This is a genomic window from Sphingobium sp. RAC03 (assembly GCF_001713415.1).
In the GTDB taxonomy this organism is placed as follows: domain Bacteria; phylum Pseudomonadota; class Alphaproteobacteria; order Sphingomonadales; family Sphingomonadaceae; genus Sphingobium.
On sequence record NZ_CP016456.1, the window covers coordinates 1,057,762 to 1,078,701 of the forward strand.

Below are 20,940 nucleotides of genomic sequence, written 5' to 3' on the forward strand. Positions count from 1 at the left end.
CGAAGGGAGTTAAGCTGGCAAAGCCACGCTCGCCGCAATCTCCGCCAACAGCCCTGTCCCCGCCACGGCCTCCCCGATCAGCAACAAGGTCGGGTCTTCGTCGCTGATCGTCGCCACCAGAAAGGCCAGCGCCGACAGCTTCCCCCGGATCAGCCTTTCGCTCGGCAGCGAGACATTGACCGCGACCATCACCGGCGTTTCCGGGTCGCGCCCCGCTGCGATCAACGACCGGGCAATCTCGCCCGCCGCCGCCCGGCCCATATAGATGCCGATCGTCCCGCCCGGTTGCGCCAGCGCGGCCCAGTCGAGCTTCAACGGTTCGCCTGCCTTCAAATGCGCCGTCACCAGCGTCAGCCCGCGCGCCTTGCCGCGCAGGGTGAGCGAGGCATGGCCGCTCGCCGCCGCCGCGCTGGCGGTGGTGATACCGGGGCAGATCCGCACCCGCACGCCGCCCTCGCCCAGGTGCGCCATCTCCTCCGCCGACCGGCCGAAGATCGACGGATCGCCGCCTTTCAGCCGCACGACGCGCTTGCCCGCCCGCGCCGCCGCCAGCAGCAGGTCGTTGATGCTCCCCTGCTGCTTGCTGTGCCGCCCGGACCGCTTCCCGACACTCACCCGTTCGACACCAGCGGGGATCAGATCCAGCACGCCCGGTCCCACCAGCGCATCGTAGAAGACGATGTCCGCCGCGCCGATCAGCTTTTCCGCCTTGCGCGTCAGCAGGTCCGGGTCGCCCGGCCCCGCCCCCACCAGCCAGACGTCACCCGGCGCGATCAGGTCATTCGGCTGCATGCAACGTCTCCTGCGAGGTTTGGGTTAGAATATTGGTGAGCGCTGGACGGCATGACCCGCAATTGCTCCCCGCACCGATCGCCGCGCCGATCGCGGGCACATCGACCAGCTGCTGGTCGCGGATCGCCGCGACGATCTGGTTGAGGCCGATGTCGAAGCAGACGCACACCACCGCGCCTTTGTCGGGCTGGCTGCCTGGTCCCCGCGCGGCCAGCACGGACGCGCCCACGCCCTCGACCGCGAGTTGCCCGATCAGCCAGTCGCGCGTTGGCAACAGGCCGCTACGCGTCACGATCAGCACGCCCGCGAGCTTCCCTTCGCGGATGATCGCGACGCGGCGGGTACCGCGCGTCTGGTCGATCGCCTCGACCCTTTCGCCCTTGGGCAGGCAGGCTTCCAGCCGCGCCGGATCGCCATTGCCCGCCACTTCATAAAGCGCGCCGCCCGGCACGGTGATGCGGGTGGCCCAGAGGCACGGGACGCGCACCGGGTCAGCCCCGCGCAGGATGAGAAAGCCTTTCCATTCGGTAGCAATCTTTTCGACCCGAACGGGCGTGGATTTGAACCCCGGCTGCCCCGAATGGGGATCGACCAGCGGGCGCGGCAACAGGCCGGTGCGGCCGCCGCTCGATTGCTGGTCGGTCCAGTGAATCGGCGTGAATATCTCGCCGCGGCGCTGACCCTCGCTGATCCGCGCGCGGAAGAGGCTCTCGCCCTGCGCCGTCGACACCCGCGCCAGATCGCCATCCGCAATGCCCAACGCCGTCGCGTCGCGCGGATGCAGTTCGACCAAGGGCTCCTCGCGATGGCGCGCCAGTTTGGGCGACAGGCCGGTGCGCGTCATCGTATGCCATTGATCGCGATAGCGCCCGGTGTTGAGCGTCATCGGCCAGTCGCGCAGCGGCCCCTGCAACGCCATCTGCGTCACCGGCACCAACCGCGCCTTGCCATCGGGCGTTGGAAACCGGCCATCAGCAAAGGGCATGCCGCCCCAGCGGAACGGTTCCATCGCTTCATAGGCGTCATTGCCGATCGTCGCCTGCGCGCGCAGATTGAGCAGCCGCGCGCCATCATTCTGATAGGCGGTCAGTCGCGCATGTTCGCGCCAGATGTCGGCGGGCCGGTCATAGGTGAAGGCATTGCGCCACCCCATCCGCCGCGCGACCTGCGTGACGATCCACCAGTCGGGCTTGGCCTCACCGGGCAGCGGCAGCAGCGCCCGCTGGCGGCTGATCGTCCGGTCGGAGTTGGTGACGGTCCCGTCCTTCTCGCCCCAGGCAGCGGCGGGCAGCCGCACATGGGCGTGAACGGCGGTGTCGGTGGTCGCCATCACATCCGACACGACCACGAACGGGCAGGCTTCCAGCCCCGCGCGCACGCGCCCCGCATCGGGCATCGAGACGGCGGGGTTGGTCGCCATCACCCACAGCGCCTTGATCCGCCCCTCGTCGATCGCGCGGAACAGGTCGACGGCCTTCAGCCCCGGCTTGGTCGCGACATTCGGCGCGGCCCAGAAGCGCCCGACCCGCGCGACATTGTCGGGCGCGAAATCCATATGCGCCGCCAGCGTCGTCGCCAGCCCGCCAACCTCGCGCCCGCCCATGGCATTGGGCTGGCCGGTGATCGAAAAAGGCGCAGCGCCCGGCTTGCCGATGCGGCCGGTGGCGAGGTGGACATTGATGATCGCATTGACCTGATCGGTGCCGCGGATCGACTGGTTGATTCCCTGGCTGAACAGCGTGACGGTGCGCGGGGTCGCGGCGAACATCTCGTAAAATTGCTGCAATTCGGCAGGCGGCAAGTCGCACGCCCTGGCCGTGGTCCAAAGGTCATTACCGTCTCGGATCGCGTCCCAGAAACCATCGGGCGCAGCAACGCTATCGCGCAGAAAGTCCGCATCCAGTTGCCCGGCCTGATCCATCCAGGCCAGCAACCCGTTCATCAGCGCCACGTCGCTGCCGGGCTTCAAGGCAAGATGCAGGTCCGCCCCTTCGCAGCTTTCGGTGCGCCGCGGGTCGATCACCACCAGCTTGGTGCCACGCGCTGCCCGCGCCGCCTGTATCCGCTGATAGACGACCGGATGGCACCAGGCGGTGTTGGAGCCAACGAGGACAATCAAGTCTGCCTCGTCCAGATCGTCATAGCTCGCGGGCACCACATCCTCGCCGAACGCGCGCATATGCCCGGCCACCGCGCTCGACATGCACAGGCGGCTGTTGGTGTCGATATTGGCCGACCCGATAAAGCCCTTCATCAGCTTGTTGGCGACATAATAATCTTCGGTCAGCAACTGGCCTGAGACGTAGAAGGCGACGCTGTCCGGCCCATGCTTGGCGATTGTCTCGCGAAAGCGCTTGGCCACAAGGTCCAGCGCCTTGTCCCAGCTTGCCCGCTTGTCGCCGATCATCGGATGAAGCAGCCGCCCTTCCAGCCCGACCGTCTCGCCCAGATGCGTGCCCTTGGAACAAAGCTTGCCGCCATTGGCCGGATGCGCCGCATCCCCCGCGATCGTGACGGCACGCGGCCCGGTCGGCGTCGCGGAGATACCGCAACCGACACCGCAATAGGCGCAGGTCGTGCGGATGGGGTTCGTCATAAATCCTCCCCGGTACGGGGAGGGGGACCAGCCGTAGGCTGGTGGAGGGGGCGAGCGTCAGGCGCAGCGGAAGGAGAGGTCGCACCTAGCGGCCACCCCCCTCCACCACCGGCTTCGCCGGCGGTCCCCCTCCCCGTGCCGGGGAGGATACTCACGCCGCGCGCTTCCCGATGACGGCATCGCGCAGCAGGAAGATGCGCCCGGCATCGACCTTGAGCGGGATCACCGGCACGCATCCCTTATCCTCGCCCAACGCCTCGCCAGTCTTGAGCGAGATGTTCCAATTGTGCAGCGGGCAGGTGACGACCCCGCCATGGACGATCCCTTGGCTGAGCGGTCCATGTTTGTGCGGGCAGCGATTGACGAGGGCATGGAAATCGCCGCTCGTCGTGCGGAAGATCGCGATCTCCTCGCCGCCCAGCACTGGCAGGGTGCGGGCATTGCCCGGCGTGATCTGATCCACCGAACCGATATCGAGCCAGTCTCCGGTCATCATACGGTCTCCAACGGGCGCACTTGCGCGATATGCTGATGCAGTTCGGCATGCTGGCCCGCGGCGCGCTCCGCCCAGGGATCGTCCTGCATAAACTGCTGCGAAAAGAGGAAGCGCGCCCGCAGCGCTTCGCGGCCTGCATCATCCTCGACGATGCGCGCCTTCACATAATCGACCCCGACCCGCTCGATCCACGGCGCGGTGCGCTCCAGATAGCGGGCCTCTTCACGGTAAAGCTGGGTAAAGGCGGCGCAATAATCGAGCGCCTCCTGCTCGGTCGCCACCTTGCACAGCAGGTCGGTGACGCGAACATGGATGCCGCCATTGCCGCCGACATGCAGCTCATAGCCGCTGTCGACGCAGACGATGCCGAAATCCTTGATCGTGGCTTCGGCGCAATTGCGCGGGCAGCCCGACACCGCGATCTTGAACTTGTGCGGCATCCACGATCCCCAGGTCATCCGCTCGGCCTTGACGCCAAGCCCCGTGCTGTCCTGCGTACCGAAGCGGCACCATTCGGACCCGACGCAGGTCTTCACCGTGCGCAGCGACTTGCCATAGGCATGGCCCGATACCATCCCCGCTGCATTCAGGTCCGCCCAGACGGCGGGCAAATCCTCCTTCTTGATCCCGAAAATATCGAGCCGCTGGCCGCCAGTGACCTTGACCATCGGCGCGTTGAACTTCTCGACCACGTCGGCGATCGCGCGCAATTCGCGCGGATTGGTCAGCCCGCCCCACATGCGCGGCACCACCGAATAGGTGCCGTCCTTCTGGATGTTGGCGTGCATCCGTTCATTGACGAAGCGGCTCTGCTGGTCATCGACATAGGCACCGGGCAGCGCGCAGAGCAGATAATAATTGAGCGCGGGACGGCAGGAAGAACAGCCGTCGGGCGTGGACCAATGCAGCTTCTGCATCACTTCGGGGATCGACGTCATGCCCTGCGCCACGATTTCGCGCCGTACATCGTCATGGCCAAAGCTGGTGCATTTGCACATCGTCTTCGGCCCGGACTGGACATCCTCCCCCAGCGTCAACGCCAGGATAGTTTCGACCAGCCCGGTGCAGGAACCGCAGCTCGCCGACGCCTTGCACCCGGCCCGAACCGCGTCCAGGCTGCATGCGCCTGCGTTGATGCAGGCAACCACCTGGCCCTTGGATACGCCGTTGCAGCCGCAAATCTCGGCATCGTCCGAGAGCGCTGCAACGGCCGCCTTAGGGTCCAGCGCGCCCCCTCCAGAGGCGAAGGCTTGGCCAAAGATGAGAAGGTCGCGAATATCGGCGACATTCTCGCCGCGTTTCAACAAGTCGAAATACCAGCCGCCATCGGCGGTATCGCCATAGAGCACCGCGCCGATGACGCGATCCTCCTTCACCACGACCCGTTTATACACGCCGCGCGATGCATCGCGCAGGACGATGTCCTCGCACCCCTCGCCGCCCGAAAAGTCACCGGCGGAAAAGACGTCCAACCCGGCGACCTTCAACTTGGTCGATGTCACCGAACCCTTATACCCCGTATGCCGGTCGGTCAGGCCATCGGCCAGGCTGCGACACATGTCCCACAGCGGCGCGACCAGCCCATAGACATTGCCGTCATGCTCGACGCATTCGCCGACCGCCAGCACATCGGGATCGCTGGTGACCATATGGTCGTCCACCTTGATCCCGCGCCCGATGTCCAACCCCGCCGCCCGCGCCAGCGCGACGCAGGGGCGGATGCCCACCGCCATCACCACCAGGCTGGCGGGGATCAGCGTGCCGTCCTTCAACCGCACGCCCTCGACCTTGCCATCGCCGCAGATTTCCGCCGTGTCGGCCCCGGTCAAGATCGTCTGGCCGCGCGCTTCGAGCGCGCTCTTGAGCAGCCAGCCGGCCGCCTCATCCAATTGCCGTTCCATCAGCGTCGGCATGATGTGCAGCACCGTAACCTTCATGCCGCGCAGCGTCAGGCCATGCGCCGCTTCCAGCCCCAGCAACCCGCCGCCGATCACCACCGCGTCCCCGCCGCGATTGGCCGCGTCCAGCATCGCATCGACATCCTTCATGTCGCGAAAGCTGATGACGCCCGGCAGATCCTTGCCCGGCACCGGGATGATGAACGGGTCGGAGCCGGTCGCGATCAACAGCTTGTCATAGGCGACGGTGCGGCCCGACTGGCTCGTGACGGTCTTGGCCGTCCGGTCGATCGCGACAACCTGATCGGCTACGATCAGCTCGATGCGATTGTCCGCATACCAGGCGCGGTCATTGATGATGATCTCATCGAACGTCTTTTCGCCCGCCAGCACCGGGGACAGCATGATGCGGTTATAATTTACATGCGGTTCCGCGCCGAAGATGGTCACGCGATAGCGCCCCGCATCACGCGCCAGCAATTCCTCGACCGCGCGGCACCCGGCCATGCCGTTGCCGATCACGACCAGATGGTCGCGCCCCTCATCGGCAGGGACAGGGATCGTCGCCTCGCTGCCTGCCATCGGCGCCGTTCCGATCTGAAATTCCATATTCGTGACTCCAGAAAACAAAAAAGCCGCCATCCTGACCCCCGGTGAGAACCGGAAGTCAGGATGGCGGCTTTGCCATCATATGCGCCTGGTCGATCCGTCCCTGGATCGCTTTGGCTATGGTTGGAAGGACAGCTTTGTCCTCTTGCACTGCACCATAACAGAATCGCCCGATGCCTCAAGCGATTCCTGTTCATGGCCCGATCAATAGGCCCAATCGGCCTGCACCCATAATTTCTGCGTGTCGGTCGCCATCGTCTTGGCATCGTAACGGGCATAGCGGACCGACAGCGCCGTCTTCCTGACCTTCGCCGAAGCGATCAGGTTGATCTCATCACCATAATGCTGGTCCAGCCGATCGCTGTCGAATCGATGCCACACCGCCTGCACCGACACGCCGCTCAGCGGCCCCACCTGTTTCCAGCCATAGCCGCCGCCGACATAGAGGTCGCGAATGCCATTGGCGGGCGTGGTCAGGAACTTGTCGGCCCAACCCTGAAACTTGAAATTAGTGCCCAGCGGCGTCTGGAAACTGGTCAACGGCGTGCCGCTGCTCGCGCCCAGCACCTCATAGCCCGCATTCAATTTCCAGCCCTTCACGTCGAGCGTCAGATCCGCCAGCCAATAATCCGCGCTATAGCTATTGGGATTGCGGTGATAGTCCGACTGGCGCGCATAGCTGAGCTGGTAACTGAACTTCGCCGCCTTGGACAAAGGCCGCGCCCCCGCCAGCCGCACGCCATAGGTTTGGCTCGACAGCCGATAGCCCTGCATCGCCGCCTCATCCTGATCGACCAGATAGGCAAAGCCCGTCAGCGCCCCGACCGGCGTGGCATAGGACAGATTGGCGAGGATGGTGTCGCCGCCGACCGCCTGTTGCCGCGCACCACGCCCCTGAAAGCCCCATATCGTCCGCACGCTCCACACATAGGACAGGTCGAGCTTCAGCCCCTTGGCCGGGGTCAATTCGGCGCGCACCGCATCGAATGTCTGGCCATTGTCGCGAAAGGCGACATTGCCCACGAACCGCTCATCATCCAGCACGATTCTTTGCCGCCCGCCGGTTAGCGTCACCGCCTTGGTCCGATATTGAAGCTGGGCGATATAGAGCGCGATATTCTCCGGGTCGGCGATGATCGGCCGGGTCGCTGCGCCGTTCAGCCCGTCATAATAGTCATCGATGGCAGCCAGCGACCCCTGCCCCACCAGCGTCGCGGAAAAACCACCACTGCTCACCGACAGCCCGGCCCGCGCCCGGATGGTCAGCGCGTCGGACGTCTCGGTCGCCAGCCCCGCCTGATCGGCCTGTTCATAGCGCAACCGCGCTTCGGCGATCGGCTTGAGCGTCACTTCCTGGGCACAAGCGGTCCCTGCGACGGCCAAAGAGGCCGCCGTTGCGAATAGATATTTCATGGAAATCTGTCCCCCTCGGACTTCGCTAAGCTCCTCCCAGCGTAGGGGAGGAGTTTGCGATAACGACTGGGGCGGCGGCCTGGCTATGCCGGTCCGCCCCCGCCCCTCCAAAGTCAGATGCGCGCGCCGCTGGTCCAGGTCGCCCGCCACCGCGCCTTGACCAGCGCCACGCCGATGAAGGCGACGACCGCAAGGCCAGCGAAGATCAGGAACCCGGCCGAAAAGCTGCCGGTCAATTGCTTGGCAAAGCCGAGCGAACTGGCAAGGTAGAAGCCGCCAATCCCGCCTGCCATGCCGACAAGGCCGGTCATCACGCCGATTTCCGCCTGGAACCGCTGCGGCACCAACTGGAAAACCGATCCATTGCCCGTGCCCAGCGCCAGCATGGCGAGGACGAAGAGGCCAAGCGCCGTCACCAGCGTCGTGGCAAAGGCGACGCCTGCCAGCGCGATCGCGGCAATCAGATAAACGATCATCAGCGTTCTTACGCCGCCAATCTTGTCAGCCAGCGCCCCACCGATCGGGCGAACCAGCGACCCGGCGAACACGCAGCCTGCGGTGCAATAGCCCGCCATCACCGGCGTCAGGCCGAATTGGTCGGTAAAGTAGATCGGCAGGCTGGCGGCGAGGCCAACGAAACCGCCGAACGTCACCGCATAAAAGGCCATCAGCAACCAGGCATCGGCCTGTTTCAGCGGCTGGAAATAGTCGATCATCTTCTTGGGCGGCGGCGCGTTGGGCGCGTCCTTCGCCATGATCATATAGATGACGAACACGATGGTCAGCGGGATGCAGGCGAGGCCCAGCACCGCGTTCCAGCCGAATAATTTGGCCAGCCCCGGCGCGAACAATGCCGCCAGCACGGTGCCCGAATTGCCCATGCCCGCCAGGCCCATCGCCTTGCCCTGATGCTCAGGCGGATACCAGCGGCTCGCCAGCGGCAACGCGATCGCGAAGCTCGCGCCCGCAAAGCCCAGCACGACCCCCAGCGCCAGCGTGCCTTCAAAGCTGCTGACCCCCATCAGCCAGGCCACAAGCAACCCGGCAATCACGATCAACTGGCTGATCGCGCCCGACATTTTCGGCCCGATCCGGTCGACCAGCAGGCCGTTCACGACGCGGAGCAGCGCGCCCATCAATGTCGGCGTGGCGACCATCAGCCCTTTTTCGGCCGGGGTCAGCGCCAATGTCTGTGCGATCATCGGCGCAAGCGGGCCGAGCAGCACCCACACCATGAAGGCGAGGTCGAAATAGAGAAAGGCGGCAACAAGGGTCGGCGTGTGGCCGGCCTTCCAGAAGCTGATCGCGGCGGCGGGCTGTTCACCCTCCTTGTCGCGATCCCAATAAGCGGTAGCCATGATACGTCCCCCAATAAACGGAAATGGACACGAAAAAAGCCGCAGGCCGGACGCACGCACGAAGGGCGTAGTCCGGTCAGCGGCTTTGCTGCGATGTGGATGGGGATGGCGGTCCCGTCCTTGGGAGAGCGCATCCAGATATAGGCGCGCTTCATCGCGCGACGCCTATGTTATCTCCCGATTCGCATCATGTTGCAAGGCACAATTTTGCGCCTGCTTTCAACGTAGCGGCGTAAAGCCCGCCAGAAACTCCTCGATCCGTTCGGGGTCGAACACGCGCCCGTCGAAGAATCGATCCGGCCCCAACGTCAGCTCGCCGCGGCGCGACCCGACCGCCAGCGGCATACCCACCGCCCCCTCCAGCTTCATGCTCGCGCCCGGCATCGGCACATCGCTGTCCGCCAGCGCGCGGCGGAAGATGTCGGGCCGAAACACTGCGCCCGCCTTCGCCGCCGCCGCGGGGTCATGATCGACCATCCCCCACCGCACCAGTTGCGAATAGATCCACAGCGCCTGGCTGCGCCACGGAAAGGGCGTCGCCTCACGCGCGAACAGCATGAAATCGGGGCTGGCGATCGGCGCTTCACCCGCCCGCGCGACGATCTGCCCCGACAAAGCCCGCGCGATCAGATCGGCGGGTTGATCGACATAGGCAGGCGCCGCCAGCAACCCGGCCAGATCGCCATGGTTGGCGGGATCATCGCACCAGGCCGCCGCCCGCACCAGCGCGCGCAGCAGACGATCGACCATATCGGGATTTTCCTCCGCCCACGCCTCGCGAAACGCCAACACCTTCTCGACGCCCCGCCGCCAGATCCGCTCGCCGATCGCCACGGCTTCGGCCAGGCCCGCCTCGACCGCTGCGCTGCCCCACGGTTCACCCGCGATGAAGCCATCAATCTCGCCCGCCTGCATCGCCTCGACCGTCAGCGACGGCGGCAGCACGCGCAGCACCACGTCGCGATCCGGGTCCACACCCGCACTCGCGAGCCAATAGCGCAGCATGATCGCATGGCTGGAAAAACGATGGACGACACCGATCACCGGCTTGCGCCGCCACAGCCCGATCGCGGCGGCAAAATCATGCGCCGTCCCCAGCGGATCGGCCAGCCGCGCCGCCACATCGGGTTCCAGCGCAGCGGCGAAATCGCAGGTCATCACCAGCATATTGCCGTTGACGTTGAGCTTATAGGGCGCGGCCAAAGCGGCAGGCTGCTGGCTAAGCCCCAGCGTCACCGCAACCGCCAGCGGGGCCAGCATATGCGCCGCCTGCACCTGGCCATAGACCAGCCGGTCGCGCAGCGTCGCCCAGCTTGTCGTCCGCACCAGATCGAGCGCAATGCCCTCGGCCTCCGCAAAGCCCCGCTCGCGCGCCGCGACCAGCACGGCCGCATCGGTCAGTGGCAGGAAGGCGATCCGCAGGCCCGTCGTCATACTCCCCCTCCCAACAACTCGCTGGCGGTGATCAGCGCTTGCGCCACCTCCACGATCTTCTTGCCCTGGTTCATCGCCGCCGACCGCAGCAACGCATAGGCATCCTGCTCGCTGAGCGACCGCTGGTTCATCAGGATCGACTTGGCGCGGTCGATGATCTTGCGATCCGACAGCGCGGTGCGCGCCTCGTCCAACTCGTTCTGCATCTTGGCAAAGGCGTTGAACCGCCGCACCGCCAGTTCCAGCACCGGCTTGACCCGCTCCTTGCGCAGCCCATCCACCACATAGGCGGACACCCCGGCATCGATCGCCGCGCCGATCATCGCATCGTCGGACTGGTCCACGAACATCGCGATCGGCTTGGCCAGCGCCCGGCTGACGATGAGCATTTCCTCCAGCGTATCGCGGCTGGGGCTGCCCAGATCCATCAGCACGACGTCGGGCGCCATGCGTTCGAGCCGCGCGACGAAAGCGCCGCGCGGTGGCACGATATGAATATCGTCATAGCCCGCCTCGCGCAGCCCCTCCTCCAGAACCGTCGCGCGCAGCCCGCTGTCGTCGATGATGACGATTCGCATCAATCCAAAGCCTCTTCGCCTCTGAGTGACGCCAATGCTGCACCGCGTCAATTGCGCGGGAGGATGTGGGTGGAAAGCAGCGGCAGAAAAGCGGCGAGCAAAGCAACCAATCCACCGGAGCAGAGATGGTAGTTTGCGGACCGTAGGCTTTCTTCGCCCCGCCCGCTTGCGGGAAGGGCAGCGAGACTTGATGAGCGGAGCGAATTTAGTCGCAGCGGGGTGGGCCTGCGCAACACCTACGCTGCGGACCACCCCCCTTCCAATGTAGGATTTCCTCTGCTTTATCCTGTCAGATGAAGCACCATATCCCCACCCCCTCGCCTGCGACCGTCCAGCCCGATCGCACCCATTGGACCCCGGCCCGGCAGCGCCTCTTTCTCGCGGCGCTGCTCGAAACTGGCAATGTCTCGCGCGCGGCGCGGGCGGCGGGCATGTCGCGGTCGAGCGCGCATCGCCTCCGCGTGCGGCTGGCCGGGACCGTTTTCGACCGCACATGGGACAAGGCCCTGGCCCTGCACGCCGATCGCATGGCCGATCCCTTCGCCACTGGCGCCGTTCACGACACCCCGCACAAAGCGCTCTGATGCCTGTCGCGTCCCTGACGCGCCAATGGGACGCACCTGTCGCGCGGGTGTCGCGTCGGCAGTACGTCGCCTTTGCTTTACTGTCGCTTCCCTGTCCCAATTTCTGCGAATCGGCCCGACGACCCTCGACGACGGTGTGAACTTCGCCCTGTCGCGTCACTCCGTGCGCGCCGCAGGACAATCAGCCCTCTTTCCTTCCCTGCCCTCGATCCCCATAGAGATCAGCCATGACCGACAGCCCGCCCCCCGCCCCACCCCCCGCGATCGCCATTCGCAACCTCACCAAAGTCTATAAGGGCGGCAAGCGCGCGCTGGACGGGATCAACCTGTCGATCCCGCGCGGACAGATATACGGGCTGCTCGGCCCCAATGGCGCGGGCAAGTCGACCACGATCAACATCTTGGCCGGGATGGTGAACAAGACCGCAGGGTCGGTCAGCATCTGGGGCTTCGACATCGACGCCAATCCGCGCAATGCGAAGAACAGCATCGGCATCGTGCCGCAAGAAATCGTGTTCGATCCCTTCTTCACGCCGTTCGAGACGCTGGAGAATCAGGCGGGCTTCTATGGCGTGCCCAAGGACAAGCGCCGGTCGATGGAATTGCTGCGCGCCGTCCATCTGGAGGACAAGGCCACCGCCTATGCCCGCACGCTGTCGGGCGGCATGAAGCGCCGCCTGCTGGTGGCCAAGGCGATGGTGCATAGCCCGCCAATCCTGGTGCTGGACGAACCGACCGCAGGCGTTGACGTGCAATTGCGCCAGCAATTGTGGGAATATGTGCGTGAACTCAACGCCCTGGGCGTGACGATCGTGCTGACGACCCATTATCTCGAAGAAGCCGAGCAACTGTGCGACCGCATCGGCATCATCAACCATGGCCAGCTCATCACCGACAAACCCACCCGCGAATTGCTGGCGATGGCGCAGGAAAAGGTGGTGCAGGTCACGGTCGATCGCGACGTGACCCTGGTGCCGGATGCCCCCTGCTTCGAAAAGATCGAACTGACGGGCGAGCGCACGCTGACCATCACCTATCTCAAGGACCGCGCCAATGCGGGCCAGATACTGAGCGCCGTGCAGGCGAGCGGGCTGGCGATCGTCGACGTGGTGACCCGCGACCCGGATTTGGAAGATGTGTTCTTGAATTTGACGGCGGCGGCTGCGTGATGGGTGAGGCACCTTCTGTCCCCCCTCCCGCAGGCGGGAGGGGGCTAGGGGGTGGGCCAGCGCGACCTTTCAAGCAGCGCGCTACTCTTCGCGCGAAGGCATTACGCAACAGCTCTACCGCGCCGGAGCAATTGCTTTGGCAATGCTTGAAAGGTCGAAAATTAGGGCAGAAATTCAGCCGCCAAATGCCGGTTGGGCCTTATTTCGCTGACTTTCTCTGTCGAGAACTGAAATTCATCATCGAACTTGACGGCACGAGCCACGATCAAAACGTCCAGCATGACATACAGCGTGATGCTTATTGCCGTTCACTCGGCTTCCAAATCTTGCGCATTTCCAATGACGATGTGATGACAAACCTCGAAGGCGTGGTGTCGCACATCAAAGCGATCCTTGCGCAGGCCCACCCCCAACCCCTCCCGCCTGCGGGAGGGGAGTAAGTAAGAAGCAGCAAGAACGCTTATGCCCATCACCACCTACGACGTCGTCATCATCGGTTCCGGCGCAGCGGGCCTCACGGCCGCCATCAACCTGGCGCAGGACCGCAAGGTGCTGGTGCTGGCCAAGGGCGCGCTGGATGGCGGGTCGACCAACTGGGCGCAGGGCGGCATTGCTGCCGTACTCGACGCGGGTGACAGTTTCGAGGCGCATGTCCATGACACGATGGTCGCGGGCGCGGGCCTCAATGATCGGGCGACGGTCGAGTTCGTCGTGTCCGAAGCGCCCGCCGCGATCGACCGGCTGGCGGCGCTGGGCGTGCCCTTCAACGGCGGCGAGGAATTTGGCGAGCGCTGGCATCTGACGCGCGAGGGCGGGCATAGCCACCGCCGCATCATCCATGTCGATGACGCGACCGGCCATGCGGTGCAGGTCGCCTTGCTCAAGGCTGCGCGGGCCAACCCCAACATCACGCTGATGGAGGATATGGTCGCGATAGACCTCATCACCTCCCGCCATGGCGAGCGCTATTCGGGGGCGGGCCATGTCTGGGGCGTCTATGCGTTCAACAAGCGGACGGGGCGGGTCGATGCGCTGCTCGGTCGCGCGACCATCCTATGCACCGGCGGCGCGGGGCGCACCTATCTCTTCTCCACCGCGCCGCGCGGCGCGACCGGCGACGGCATCGCCATGGCCTGGCGCGCGGGATGCCGCGTGTCGAACATGGAGATGAACCAGTTTCATCCCACCTGCCTCTACAATTTGGAGGTCAAGAATTTCCTGATCACCGAAGCGGTGCGCGGCGAAGGCGGACATCTCAAGCTGCCCCCCGGCGTGCCGGGCGGCGGCGAGCGCTTCATGCCGCGCTTCGACCCGCGCGAGGAACTGGCGCCGCGCGACGTGGTGGCGCGCGCCATCGACCATGAGATCAAGCGGCTCGGCCTCGACTATGTCCATCTCGACATCAGCCACAAGCCGCCGGAATTTGTGAAGCATCACTTCCCGACCATCTATGCCCGGCTGCTGGACCTGGACATCGACATCACCAAGGAACCGATCCCGGTCGTGCCCGCGCAACATTATACCTGTGGTGGCGTGGTGATCGACCTGGACGGCCGCACCGACCTGCCCGGCCTTTATGCGGCGGGCGAAGTCAGCGAGAGCGGCCTGCACGGGGCCAACCGCCTCGCATCCAACTCGCTGCTCGAATGTTTCGTGTTCGGCGAAGCGGCGGCCAAGCATATCCGCGCCAATTGGGACGACCTGCCCGCCCCGCCGCCGATCCGGCCGTGGGACGAAAGCCGCGTCACCAATGGTGACGAGGAAGTCATCGTCCAGCATAATTGGAAGGAAATCCGCCGCTTCATGTGGGATTATGTCGGCATCGTCCGCACCACCAAGCGGCTGGAACGCGCCCAGCATCGCATCGACCTGCTGGCGCGGGAAGTGGACGATTACTATGGCAATTTCCGCGTCACGCCAGACCTGATCGAATTGCGCAACCTGCTGGAAGTCGCGCGGCTGGTGGTCCGATCGGCGCTGCATCGCAAGGAAAGCCGCGGCCTCCACTATACGCTCGACTATCCCGACATGCTGGACGCGGCGGTCGACACGGTGCTGGCGCCGTAAAAAAGCGGCGCGGTCGCCGGGGGGCGCCGCGCCTTGAGGGGGAGGGGAACATGCTGAAAGCCTGTCCGGGGTCTTCGGTGTATGCGCCTGCACCATCATCGGCTTTGACGCTCGTCAAATGCGCTTCAAAAAATCACCCAGCGCGGCATGGAAGCGCGTCGGTTGATCGGCCATCAGCATATGGCCGCTGGGACCGATGGCGCGGAGCAGTGTATCCTTCTTGGGCGCATAGGCGGCGCGGAACCGGCTGGCGATGGCGGCGGCCTGTTCGCGATCCGATCCGATCGCATAGACGACCTCCAGCGGCACGGTGAGGCGCGGCAATTGCGGGCCAAGATCGGTGTTGGCCAGATCACGTAACGCCTGGGCGATGACATCGGGATCGCTGCCTTTTGCGCCCGGCGTCTGCGCCACCATCTGCCCCAGATAGCGCCGCCCCGCCGCGGTGCCGGTCAGATAGCCACCAATCTGGTCGGCGAGATAGCCAAGACCGCTGGCCGTGCCGCCGACCATGGCGGCACCAGCGGGCAGCATGTCCACCACCATGACCCGGCTCGCCAGGCCTTTGAGGCCAAGCAGCATCGCCAGCGTGCCGCCCATCGAATGGCCGACGATCGCGGGACGCTTCAATCCCGTGGCACTGGCATAGCGCGCAATCTCGTCGGCGATCGGCTGGAGCAGAGCACCGCCGCCCGCATTGGCTTCCCCCGCCAACCCGGCAAAGCCGCGCACATGGACCAGGTGAAAGCGATAGCCGGGAACCGCCGCCAGCACGCCGTTCCAGATGCCGGGGCCGCTGGCGAGGCCGGGGATGAGCAGCACATCGCGACCCGTGCCCCGCACCGTCACGGCGATCCGGCGCGACGCAAAAGGGGCGGCCTGCACGGCACCCGCCTGGAGCAAGCCGCCGGTGGCTAATGCGCCGAGCAGCCAATTGCGCCTGTTTATAGCTTTCATTGTCATCCGCCCGCTATTGCCCGCCGCTCGCTGAACCGCAACTGAGCGATCATGCCCAAGGTCAAAGGGTTGCATCCGTCAGGCTCCTATCATCGCATTTGTGGACTCATTCGTCGCATCGTCCTTGCCCGTCCGGGCGGGGGCCGCCCCTATGTTCGCGCAAAGTGCGGGGATTATATGGCATCGAATGACAACCGGGGCGGGGTCGCGCGCCTGGTCCTCTTGGTTATGGCCCTGTCGGCCTGTGTGAGCGCGCCTGATCCGCGCCCGGCCCAGGCGGCGGCGAGCGCGCCGCAGACATCGCGCCCGGCGACCAATAGCTGGCCGATCCGCCAGGCGCCCAATCCACCGCTGCCCTATCGCGCGGTCAGCCAGAATGATGCGCCATCGCCGACCCTGGTCAGCGCGATCCGCAATCTGGGCCAGGGATTCCGCGGCAAGGTCGGCATCGCGGTTCGCCGGATCGATGCCGACTGGACCGTCGCCTGGAACGGCACCGCCCTGTTCCCGCAGCAGAGCGTATCGAAATTCTGGGTGGCGCTGACGTTTCTGGACGCGGTGGACCGGGGCAAGCTGCGCCTGACCGATACGACCACGATTACGAAAAACGACCTGACCCTGTTCCATCAACCCTCGGCCGCGATGGTGAAGGCGGGCGGTTGGACCACCAGCTATTCCGACCTGATGCGCCGGGCGATGACGCAGAGCGACAATACCGCCAACGACACGCTGTTGCGCGCGGTAGGCGGGCCGGACGCGGTGCGCAGCTATCTGGCGCGGCGGATGATCAAGGATGTTCGCTTCGGCCCTGGCGAGCGGCTGTTGCAGGCGACGACGGCGGGCCTCGACTGGCGGCAGGATTATTCGATCGGGCGCAATTTCTACACCGCGCGATCACGGCTGCCGATGGCGGCGCGGGTCAAGGCGCTCGACAATTATCTCGCCAATCCGCCGGACGGCGCGGCCCCCACCGCGATCGTCGGCGCGCTGGCGAAGCTCAAGCAAGGCGACATGCTGTCGGCCGAATCCACCCGCTTGTTGCTGACCGTCATGGCCGAAGCGAAGACCGGGCCGCAGCGGATCAAGGGCGGAGTGCCGCTGGGCTGGTCCTATCTGCACAAGACCGGGACAGGCCAAGATCTCGCCCCGCGCTCGACCGGCTATAACGACATCGGCATCATGACCGCGCCCGATGGCACCAGCTATGCGGTGGCCGTGCTGATCGGATCGACCACCGTGTCGATCCCCGAACGCTGGGCGTTGATGCAGGGCGTGGCGAAGGCGGTGGCGGCAAACCATCAGCGCTGATGATGATCGATCGGTGAGGGACGGTCTGTCCGTGCTGTCGCTGACAGGTTGGCTATGACGCGCTTGCAGGCGGAGCGATGCCGATGGTCAACGCGATCCGCAGTGTCGCTAGGAGCGGACCTTCCGCAAAGAATCGACCAATTCTTGCCGTTCAGCCTCTTCCGATGAGACCCCAAAAGCTGCCATATATCGTTTGAGACATGGGAGTGATCGCCTTGTTAATTGCAGCCTCGCTGGTTTGGATATTGAATATAGGGTTTGGGTTTTGGCGTGGGTTTCAAGACCTTGTAGAAGGGAAACGAGCGCAGGCAGCCCTAGGCATTATATGCGTCTTGGGTGTTAATGCGGTGTTGGGCTGGATGATCTACATGGCTATCTCAACCAGTCACGATCTTTGAGCCTATCAGCTAACGACCATGTATTGACATATTGGAGGTTGCAAGCCGTTCCCAATAGCGGTCATAACCGAAACAGATTAATGTTATCCCCTGACTGGTATGATAGCTTTATGCAATTGCCGATCCCAGACGGCTTCTTCTATCTTCGTCCTGATCGCTCCACTGGCTGCGGCGATTCAGGTCACTATCTCAGTTACCACGGCGGGCGAGATGGAGATACGCTACTCATCTGCCATGAAACCGAACCGCTAAGCGCGAACGCCAATCCTCTCTGCCGTATTCTCTGCTTCTGCTCGCAATCCTCGCGCCAAGTTACTGATGAAGAAAGCCAGAGCAATCCAGACGTGCATTCGACCGTATATCTTTATAGCGTGACCAAAATCAGCGTAAACGCTCACGTTGAAGGGCTCTGTAATGCTCAAGAGTTCTTGACGAAATACTTTGAATATCAAGCTAATCGTTACGCGCCTAGCGATTCTACAGGCAAAAAGAAAAGGGTTATGGTCGAAGTGGCTTTCGGAACCGCTTGGTATGGAATGAACCATTAGCTATTTCCGCTTCTGCCTGATCCGTCTCATAACCCGACATTCCGCTACCCACCCTTGCCGTCATGCCGGGCTTGACCCGGCATCCATTGGCTCAACCGTTTGGCGTTACTGAGAGGGGGAGGCTCATGGACCCCGGATCAAGCCTGTCCTTGCATATTGGGGTTGGCATTTATTTCAGCCTTGGTTGAATTGGTGCCGACCTGTCTGGGGTCATGACCCCGGACAGGTCGGAGCGGATAGGCTGTGCCTGTCCTTGGGCATAAAGCTCGCGATCCTCAGCAAAGCCGTCCGCTCCATCCATGATCGTCTCGAACGGTTGCCTGAGCCTTGAGCTCGTATGCAAGGTGGAGAAACATGATGTCGAACCAATATGTTGCCGTCGATGTATCTAAGGCGGCACTCGATATTGCCTTACCGGGGGCTAACGGGGTTTGGCGCCGTACCAATTCGGTGGCGGGGATCGCGGCTTTAAGAAGGCGGCTCGCGACCCTTGAACATCCCCATATCGTCTGCGAGGCAACGGGCCGCTATGGCCGGTTGCTCGCTCGCCAGATGGGAGCGGCGGGGATCGCCATGAGCATCGTCAATCCCAGGCAAGTGCGGGATTTTGCTAGAGCGAGCGGTCAACTCGCCAAAACCGATGCGCTTGACGCTGGCATCATCCTACGCTTCGCTGACGCCATGCAGCCCGCCAGAACACCGCCAACACCTGAAAATCAGGCTCGCCTTGCCGAGCAAGTGCGCAGAAGGCGGCAACTGGTCGGTATGCTGGTTACCGAAAAGCAGCGTCTGTCCGGCCTCGATGACGCCGAAACGCTGGCTTCGATCCGCGAGCACATTGCCTTCCTGCAAGGACAAATCGGCCAGTGCGATGCGCGCATAACGGCTGAAATCGAGGCTGATGCCACGCTCGCGCGCAAAGCTATGCTGCTGGAGTCTATTCCAGGCATCGGCGCCACGACAGCGGCAGTGCTGATCGCCGAACTCCCCGAACTTGGTATCGCTGACAAAAAGCAGATCGCAGCCCTTGCCGGCATCGCTCCCATGAACCGTGACAGCGGCCAGTGGCGCGGTCAGGCGCATATTACCGGCGGCCGACTCTCGGTCAGATGCGCGCTCTACATGGCAACATTACCCGCCATCCGCTTCAATCCAACCATCCGCGACTTCTACCAGCACCTCCGCGCGGGAGGCAAAGCGCCCAAAGTCGCCATCACCGCCGCCATGCGAAAACTCCTCATTATCGCAAACGCCATCGTCCAGCAGGATAAACCATGGGCCAATCTCGCTTGACACCCAATACGGTTGCTGAGCGCCTGCCTTGGCAGGCAGTCGAAGGGGCTACTCAGGACGAACGGTTCTGAGTAAACTCATCACGCTCTAGGGGATTATCCGCCCGCGGGCTGGAACAAGTCCTTGTAGAAGCCGGTCGTCTTGACCGTGACGGTGACGGGCGTGTCGCCCTTGTTGCGCCAATACCAGCCATGGGTGCCGGCATAGGGCGCGGTGAAGCTGCCCCTCGCACTCGTTTGTTCGCGCTCTTCCCAATAGCTGGTGAAGGCGCCGTCGGTCGCATCGGGGGCTTCGCCATGCATGTCGACCTTGACCGGGCCGCCGGTCGATTGCCATTCGAAGACGAAACTATCGCCCTGCTGCATATGCGCCTTCACTTCCTGACCGCTGTGCGGCGCGAGGGTGATGGTCATGCTGTCCTGCCGCCACGGGGCGGTGCGGGCGATATTGTCCTTGGTCGGAAGCGTCGGCGCGGTGCTGGCTACGGGCTGGGTCGCTGCTGGCGAAGGCGCACCTGGTTCGGCCACCATGGCGGTGAGGCCGAGCGCGCCGCCGACCCCGGTCGGGTCGATGCCATATTCGGCGGGCAGGACGAACAGGGTCAGGATGGCGACCGCGCCGATCGCGGCGGCACCGGTGGCCTTAGCGAGCGTGGCGGGCGGGGTCGTGATGCGCGTGGGTGGCGCGGGTTGGTGGCTGCTGGTCATGTCAGGCCCTTTTCGATCAGATAGCCGGTCAACTGAAAGCCGACGAGGACGAAGCCCGCGGTCATCAGCGCCGCATTGGCGAGGACCGCGCTGCGGCGGAAAGTATCGGTCCTGCGCCAGAAGGTCATGGCGAGCAGGATGAAGGTGAGCGCGATGAACTGGCCGATTTCGACGCCGATGTTGAAGGCGAGGAGATTGGGGATCATCCCGTCTTTCGACAGGGTGAGATCCTGCAGCTTGGTCGCGAGGCCAAAGCCGTGGAAGAAGCCGAAGATCAGCACCGCCGCCTTGGGATTGGGCGATATGCCGAACCAGGTGCGGAAGCCGTCGAGATTGTCGATCGCCTTATAGACCACCGACAGGCCGATGATCGCGTCGATCAGGAAGGGATTGGCGCGCAGGTCGAGGATGACGCCGAGCAACAAGGTGGTGCTGTGGCCGATCGCAAACAGGGTGACGTAGGTGCCGACCTGCTTCAACCGATAGAGGAAGAAGATGACCCCGGCGAGGAAGAGCAGATGATCATAGCCGGTCACCATATGTTTGGCGCCCAGATACATATAGGGGATGATGTTGACCCCCGATGCGCCTTCGATGAAGGCGCGGTCATTCTCGTTTACGCCATGGGCCAAGAGCGCCTGACCGATGCAGGCCAGCATGAGCCCCAGCAGCAGCAGCGCGACCCGCCGCATACCGAGGGGGATGGGCAAAGGGCGGATCGCGCTGCGCATGATC

18 protein-coding genes are annotated in these 20,940 nt (G+C 64.1%); 7 read left to right on the forward strand and 11 right to left on the reverse strand.

From position 1 onward, the window contains the following. Window positions 1-9: 9 nt before the first annotated feature. The 8 genes from cobA to BSY17_RS09700 all read right to left on the reverse strand — a co-directional run bounded on the left by cobA (window position 10) and on the right by BSY17_RS09700 (window position 11,174). Window positions 10-792 carry a uroporphyrinogen-III C-methyltransferase gene (gene cobA, locus BSY17_RS09665; protein ID WP_069065354.1) on the reverse strand — a complete coding sequence of 261 codons (783 nt, stop codon included), beginning with the start codon at window positions 790-792 and terminating at the stop codon, window positions 10-12. Beyond that, entirely contained in the window at window positions 779-3,388 is a 2,610-nt protein-coding gene (locus BSY17_RS09670) for a nitrate reductase (protein ID WP_069065355.1), read from the reverse strand. The genes cobA and BSY17_RS09670 overlap by 14 nt, the downstream gene beginning before the upstream one ends. 151 nt (window positions 3,389-3,539) lie before the next feature. Next, window positions 3,540-3,881 (reverse strand): nitrite reductase small subunit NirD, encoded by a 342-nt coding sequence (gene nirD / locus BSY17_RS09675; protein ID WP_037477883.1) that lies wholly within the window; start codon window positions 3,879-3,881, stop codon window positions 3,540-3,542. Next, on the reverse strand, window positions 3,881-6,391 hold the full coding sequence (gene nirB, locus BSY17_RS09680) for a nitrite reductase large subunit NirB (RefSeq protein ID WP_069065356.1): 2,511 nt from the start codon (window positions 6,389-6,391) through the stop codon (window positions 3,881-3,883). Before nirB ends, nirD begins: the two co-directional genes overlap by 1 nt. Before the next feature lie 204 nt (window positions 6,392-6,595). Next, window positions 6,596-7,804 (reverse strand): hypothetical protein, encoded by a 1,209-nt coding sequence (locus BSY17_RS09685; protein WP_069065357.1) that lies wholly within the window; start codon window positions 7,802-7,804, stop codon window positions 6,596-6,598. A 113-nt stretch (window positions 7,805-7,917) separates the two neighbouring features. Next, window positions 7,918-9,162, reverse strand: a complete 1,245-nt coding sequence (locus BSY17_RS09690; protein ID WP_069065358.1) for a nitrate/nitrite transporter — start codon at window positions 9,160-9,162, stop codon at window positions 7,918-7,920. A 219-nt stretch (window positions 9,163-9,381) separates the two neighbouring features. Beyond that, the gene (locus BSY17_RS09695; protein ID WP_069065359.1) at window positions 9,382-10,596 is read right to left on the reverse strand and encodes a CmpA/NrtA family ABC transporter substrate-binding protein; all 1,215 of its coding nucleotides are present in this window, start codon (window positions 10,594-10,596) and stop codon (window positions 9,382-9,384) included. Beyond that, window positions 10,593-11,174 (reverse strand): ANTAR domain-containing response regulator, encoded by a 582-nt coding sequence (locus BSY17_RS09700; RefSeq protein ID WP_069065360.1) that lies wholly within the window; start codon window positions 11,172-11,174, stop codon window positions 10,593-10,595. The genes BSY17_RS09695 and BSY17_RS09700 overlap by 4 nt, the downstream gene beginning before the upstream one ends. Before the next feature lie 293 nt (window positions 11,175-11,467). On the opposite strand from BSY17_RS09700, the gene BSY17_RS09705 reads away from it, so the two are divergent. The 4 genes from BSY17_RS09705 (at window position 11,468) to nadB (ending at window position 14,994) form a co-directional block, all read left to right on the forward strand. Then, complete coding sequence (locus tag BSY17_RS09705) at window positions 11,468-11,758, forward strand: hypothetical protein (RefSeq protein ID WP_069065361.1); 291 nt, start codon at window positions 11,468-11,470, stop codon at window positions 11,756-11,758. A 227-nt stretch (window positions 11,759-11,985) separates the two neighbouring features. After that, on the forward strand, window positions 11,986-12,927 hold the full coding sequence (locus BSY17_RS09710) for an ABC transporter ATP-binding protein (protein ID WP_069065362.1): 942 nt from the start codon (window positions 11,986-11,988) through the stop codon (window positions 12,925-12,927). Further along, window positions 12,927-13,367, forward strand: a complete 441-nt coding sequence (locus BSY17_RS09715; protein ID WP_069065363.1) for an endonuclease domain-containing protein — start codon at window positions 12,927-12,929, stop codon at window positions 13,365-13,367. The genes BSY17_RS09710 and BSY17_RS09715 overlap by 1 nt, the downstream gene beginning before the upstream one ends. 22 nt (window positions 13,368-13,389) lie before the next feature. After that, window positions 13,390-14,994, forward strand: coding sequence for an L-aspartate oxidase (nadB, locus tag BSY17_RS09720; RefSeq protein ID WP_069065364.1), 1,605 nt, complete (start codon window positions 13,390-13,392; stop codon window positions 14,992-14,994). A 114-nt stretch (window positions 14,995-15,108) separates the two neighbouring features. Here the strand turns inward: nadB and BSY17_RS09725 are convergent, their stop codons facing one another. Further along, window positions 15,109-15,957 carry an alpha/beta fold hydrolase gene (locus BSY17_RS09725; RefSeq protein WP_069065365.1) on the reverse strand — a complete coding sequence of 283 codons (849 nt, stop codon included), beginning with the start codon at window positions 15,955-15,957 and terminating at the stop codon, window positions 15,109-15,111. A 171-nt stretch (window positions 15,958-16,128) separates the two neighbouring features. Between BSY17_RS09725 and BSY17_RS09730 the strand changes: the two genes are divergently transcribed. The 3 genes from BSY17_RS09730 (at window position 16,129) to BSY17_RS09740 (ending at window position 19,498) form a co-directional block, all read left to right on the forward strand. Then, the gene (locus BSY17_RS09730) at window positions 16,129-17,259 is read left to right on the forward strand and encodes a serine hydrolase (RefSeq protein WP_069065366.1); all 1,131 of its coding nucleotides are present in this window, start codon (window positions 16,129-16,131) and stop codon (window positions 17,257-17,259) included. Window positions 17,260-17,767: 508 nt separating this feature from the next. Next, window positions 17,768-18,205 (forward strand): hypothetical protein, encoded by a 438-nt coding sequence (locus tag BSY17_RS21285; protein ID WP_150125768.1) that lies wholly within the window; start codon window positions 17,768-17,770, stop codon window positions 18,203-18,205. A 354-nt stretch (window positions 18,206-18,559) separates the two neighbouring features. Beyond that, window positions 18,560-19,498: an IS110 family transposase gene (locus tag BSY17_RS09740; protein WP_069065368.1), complete on the forward strand. Its 939-nt coding sequence runs from the start codon at window positions 18,560-18,562 to the stop codon at window positions 19,496-19,498. A 95-nt stretch (window positions 19,499-19,593) separates the two neighbouring features. Here BSY17_RS09740 and BSY17_RS09745 read toward each other — a convergent pair whose 3' ends face one another. Next, the gene (locus BSY17_RS09745; protein ID WP_069065369.1) at window positions 19,594-20,205 is read right to left on the reverse strand and encodes a hypothetical protein; all 612 of its coding nucleotides are present in this window, start codon (window positions 20,203-20,205) and stop codon (window positions 19,594-19,596) included. Next, window positions 20,202-20,936, reverse strand: coding sequence for a HupE/UreJ family protein (locus BSY17_RS09750; protein WP_069065370.1), 735 nt, complete (start codon window positions 20,934-20,936; stop codon window positions 20,202-20,204). Before BSY17_RS09750 ends, BSY17_RS09745 begins: the two co-directional genes overlap by 4 nt. Window positions 20,937-20,940 lie beyond the last annotated feature (4 nt).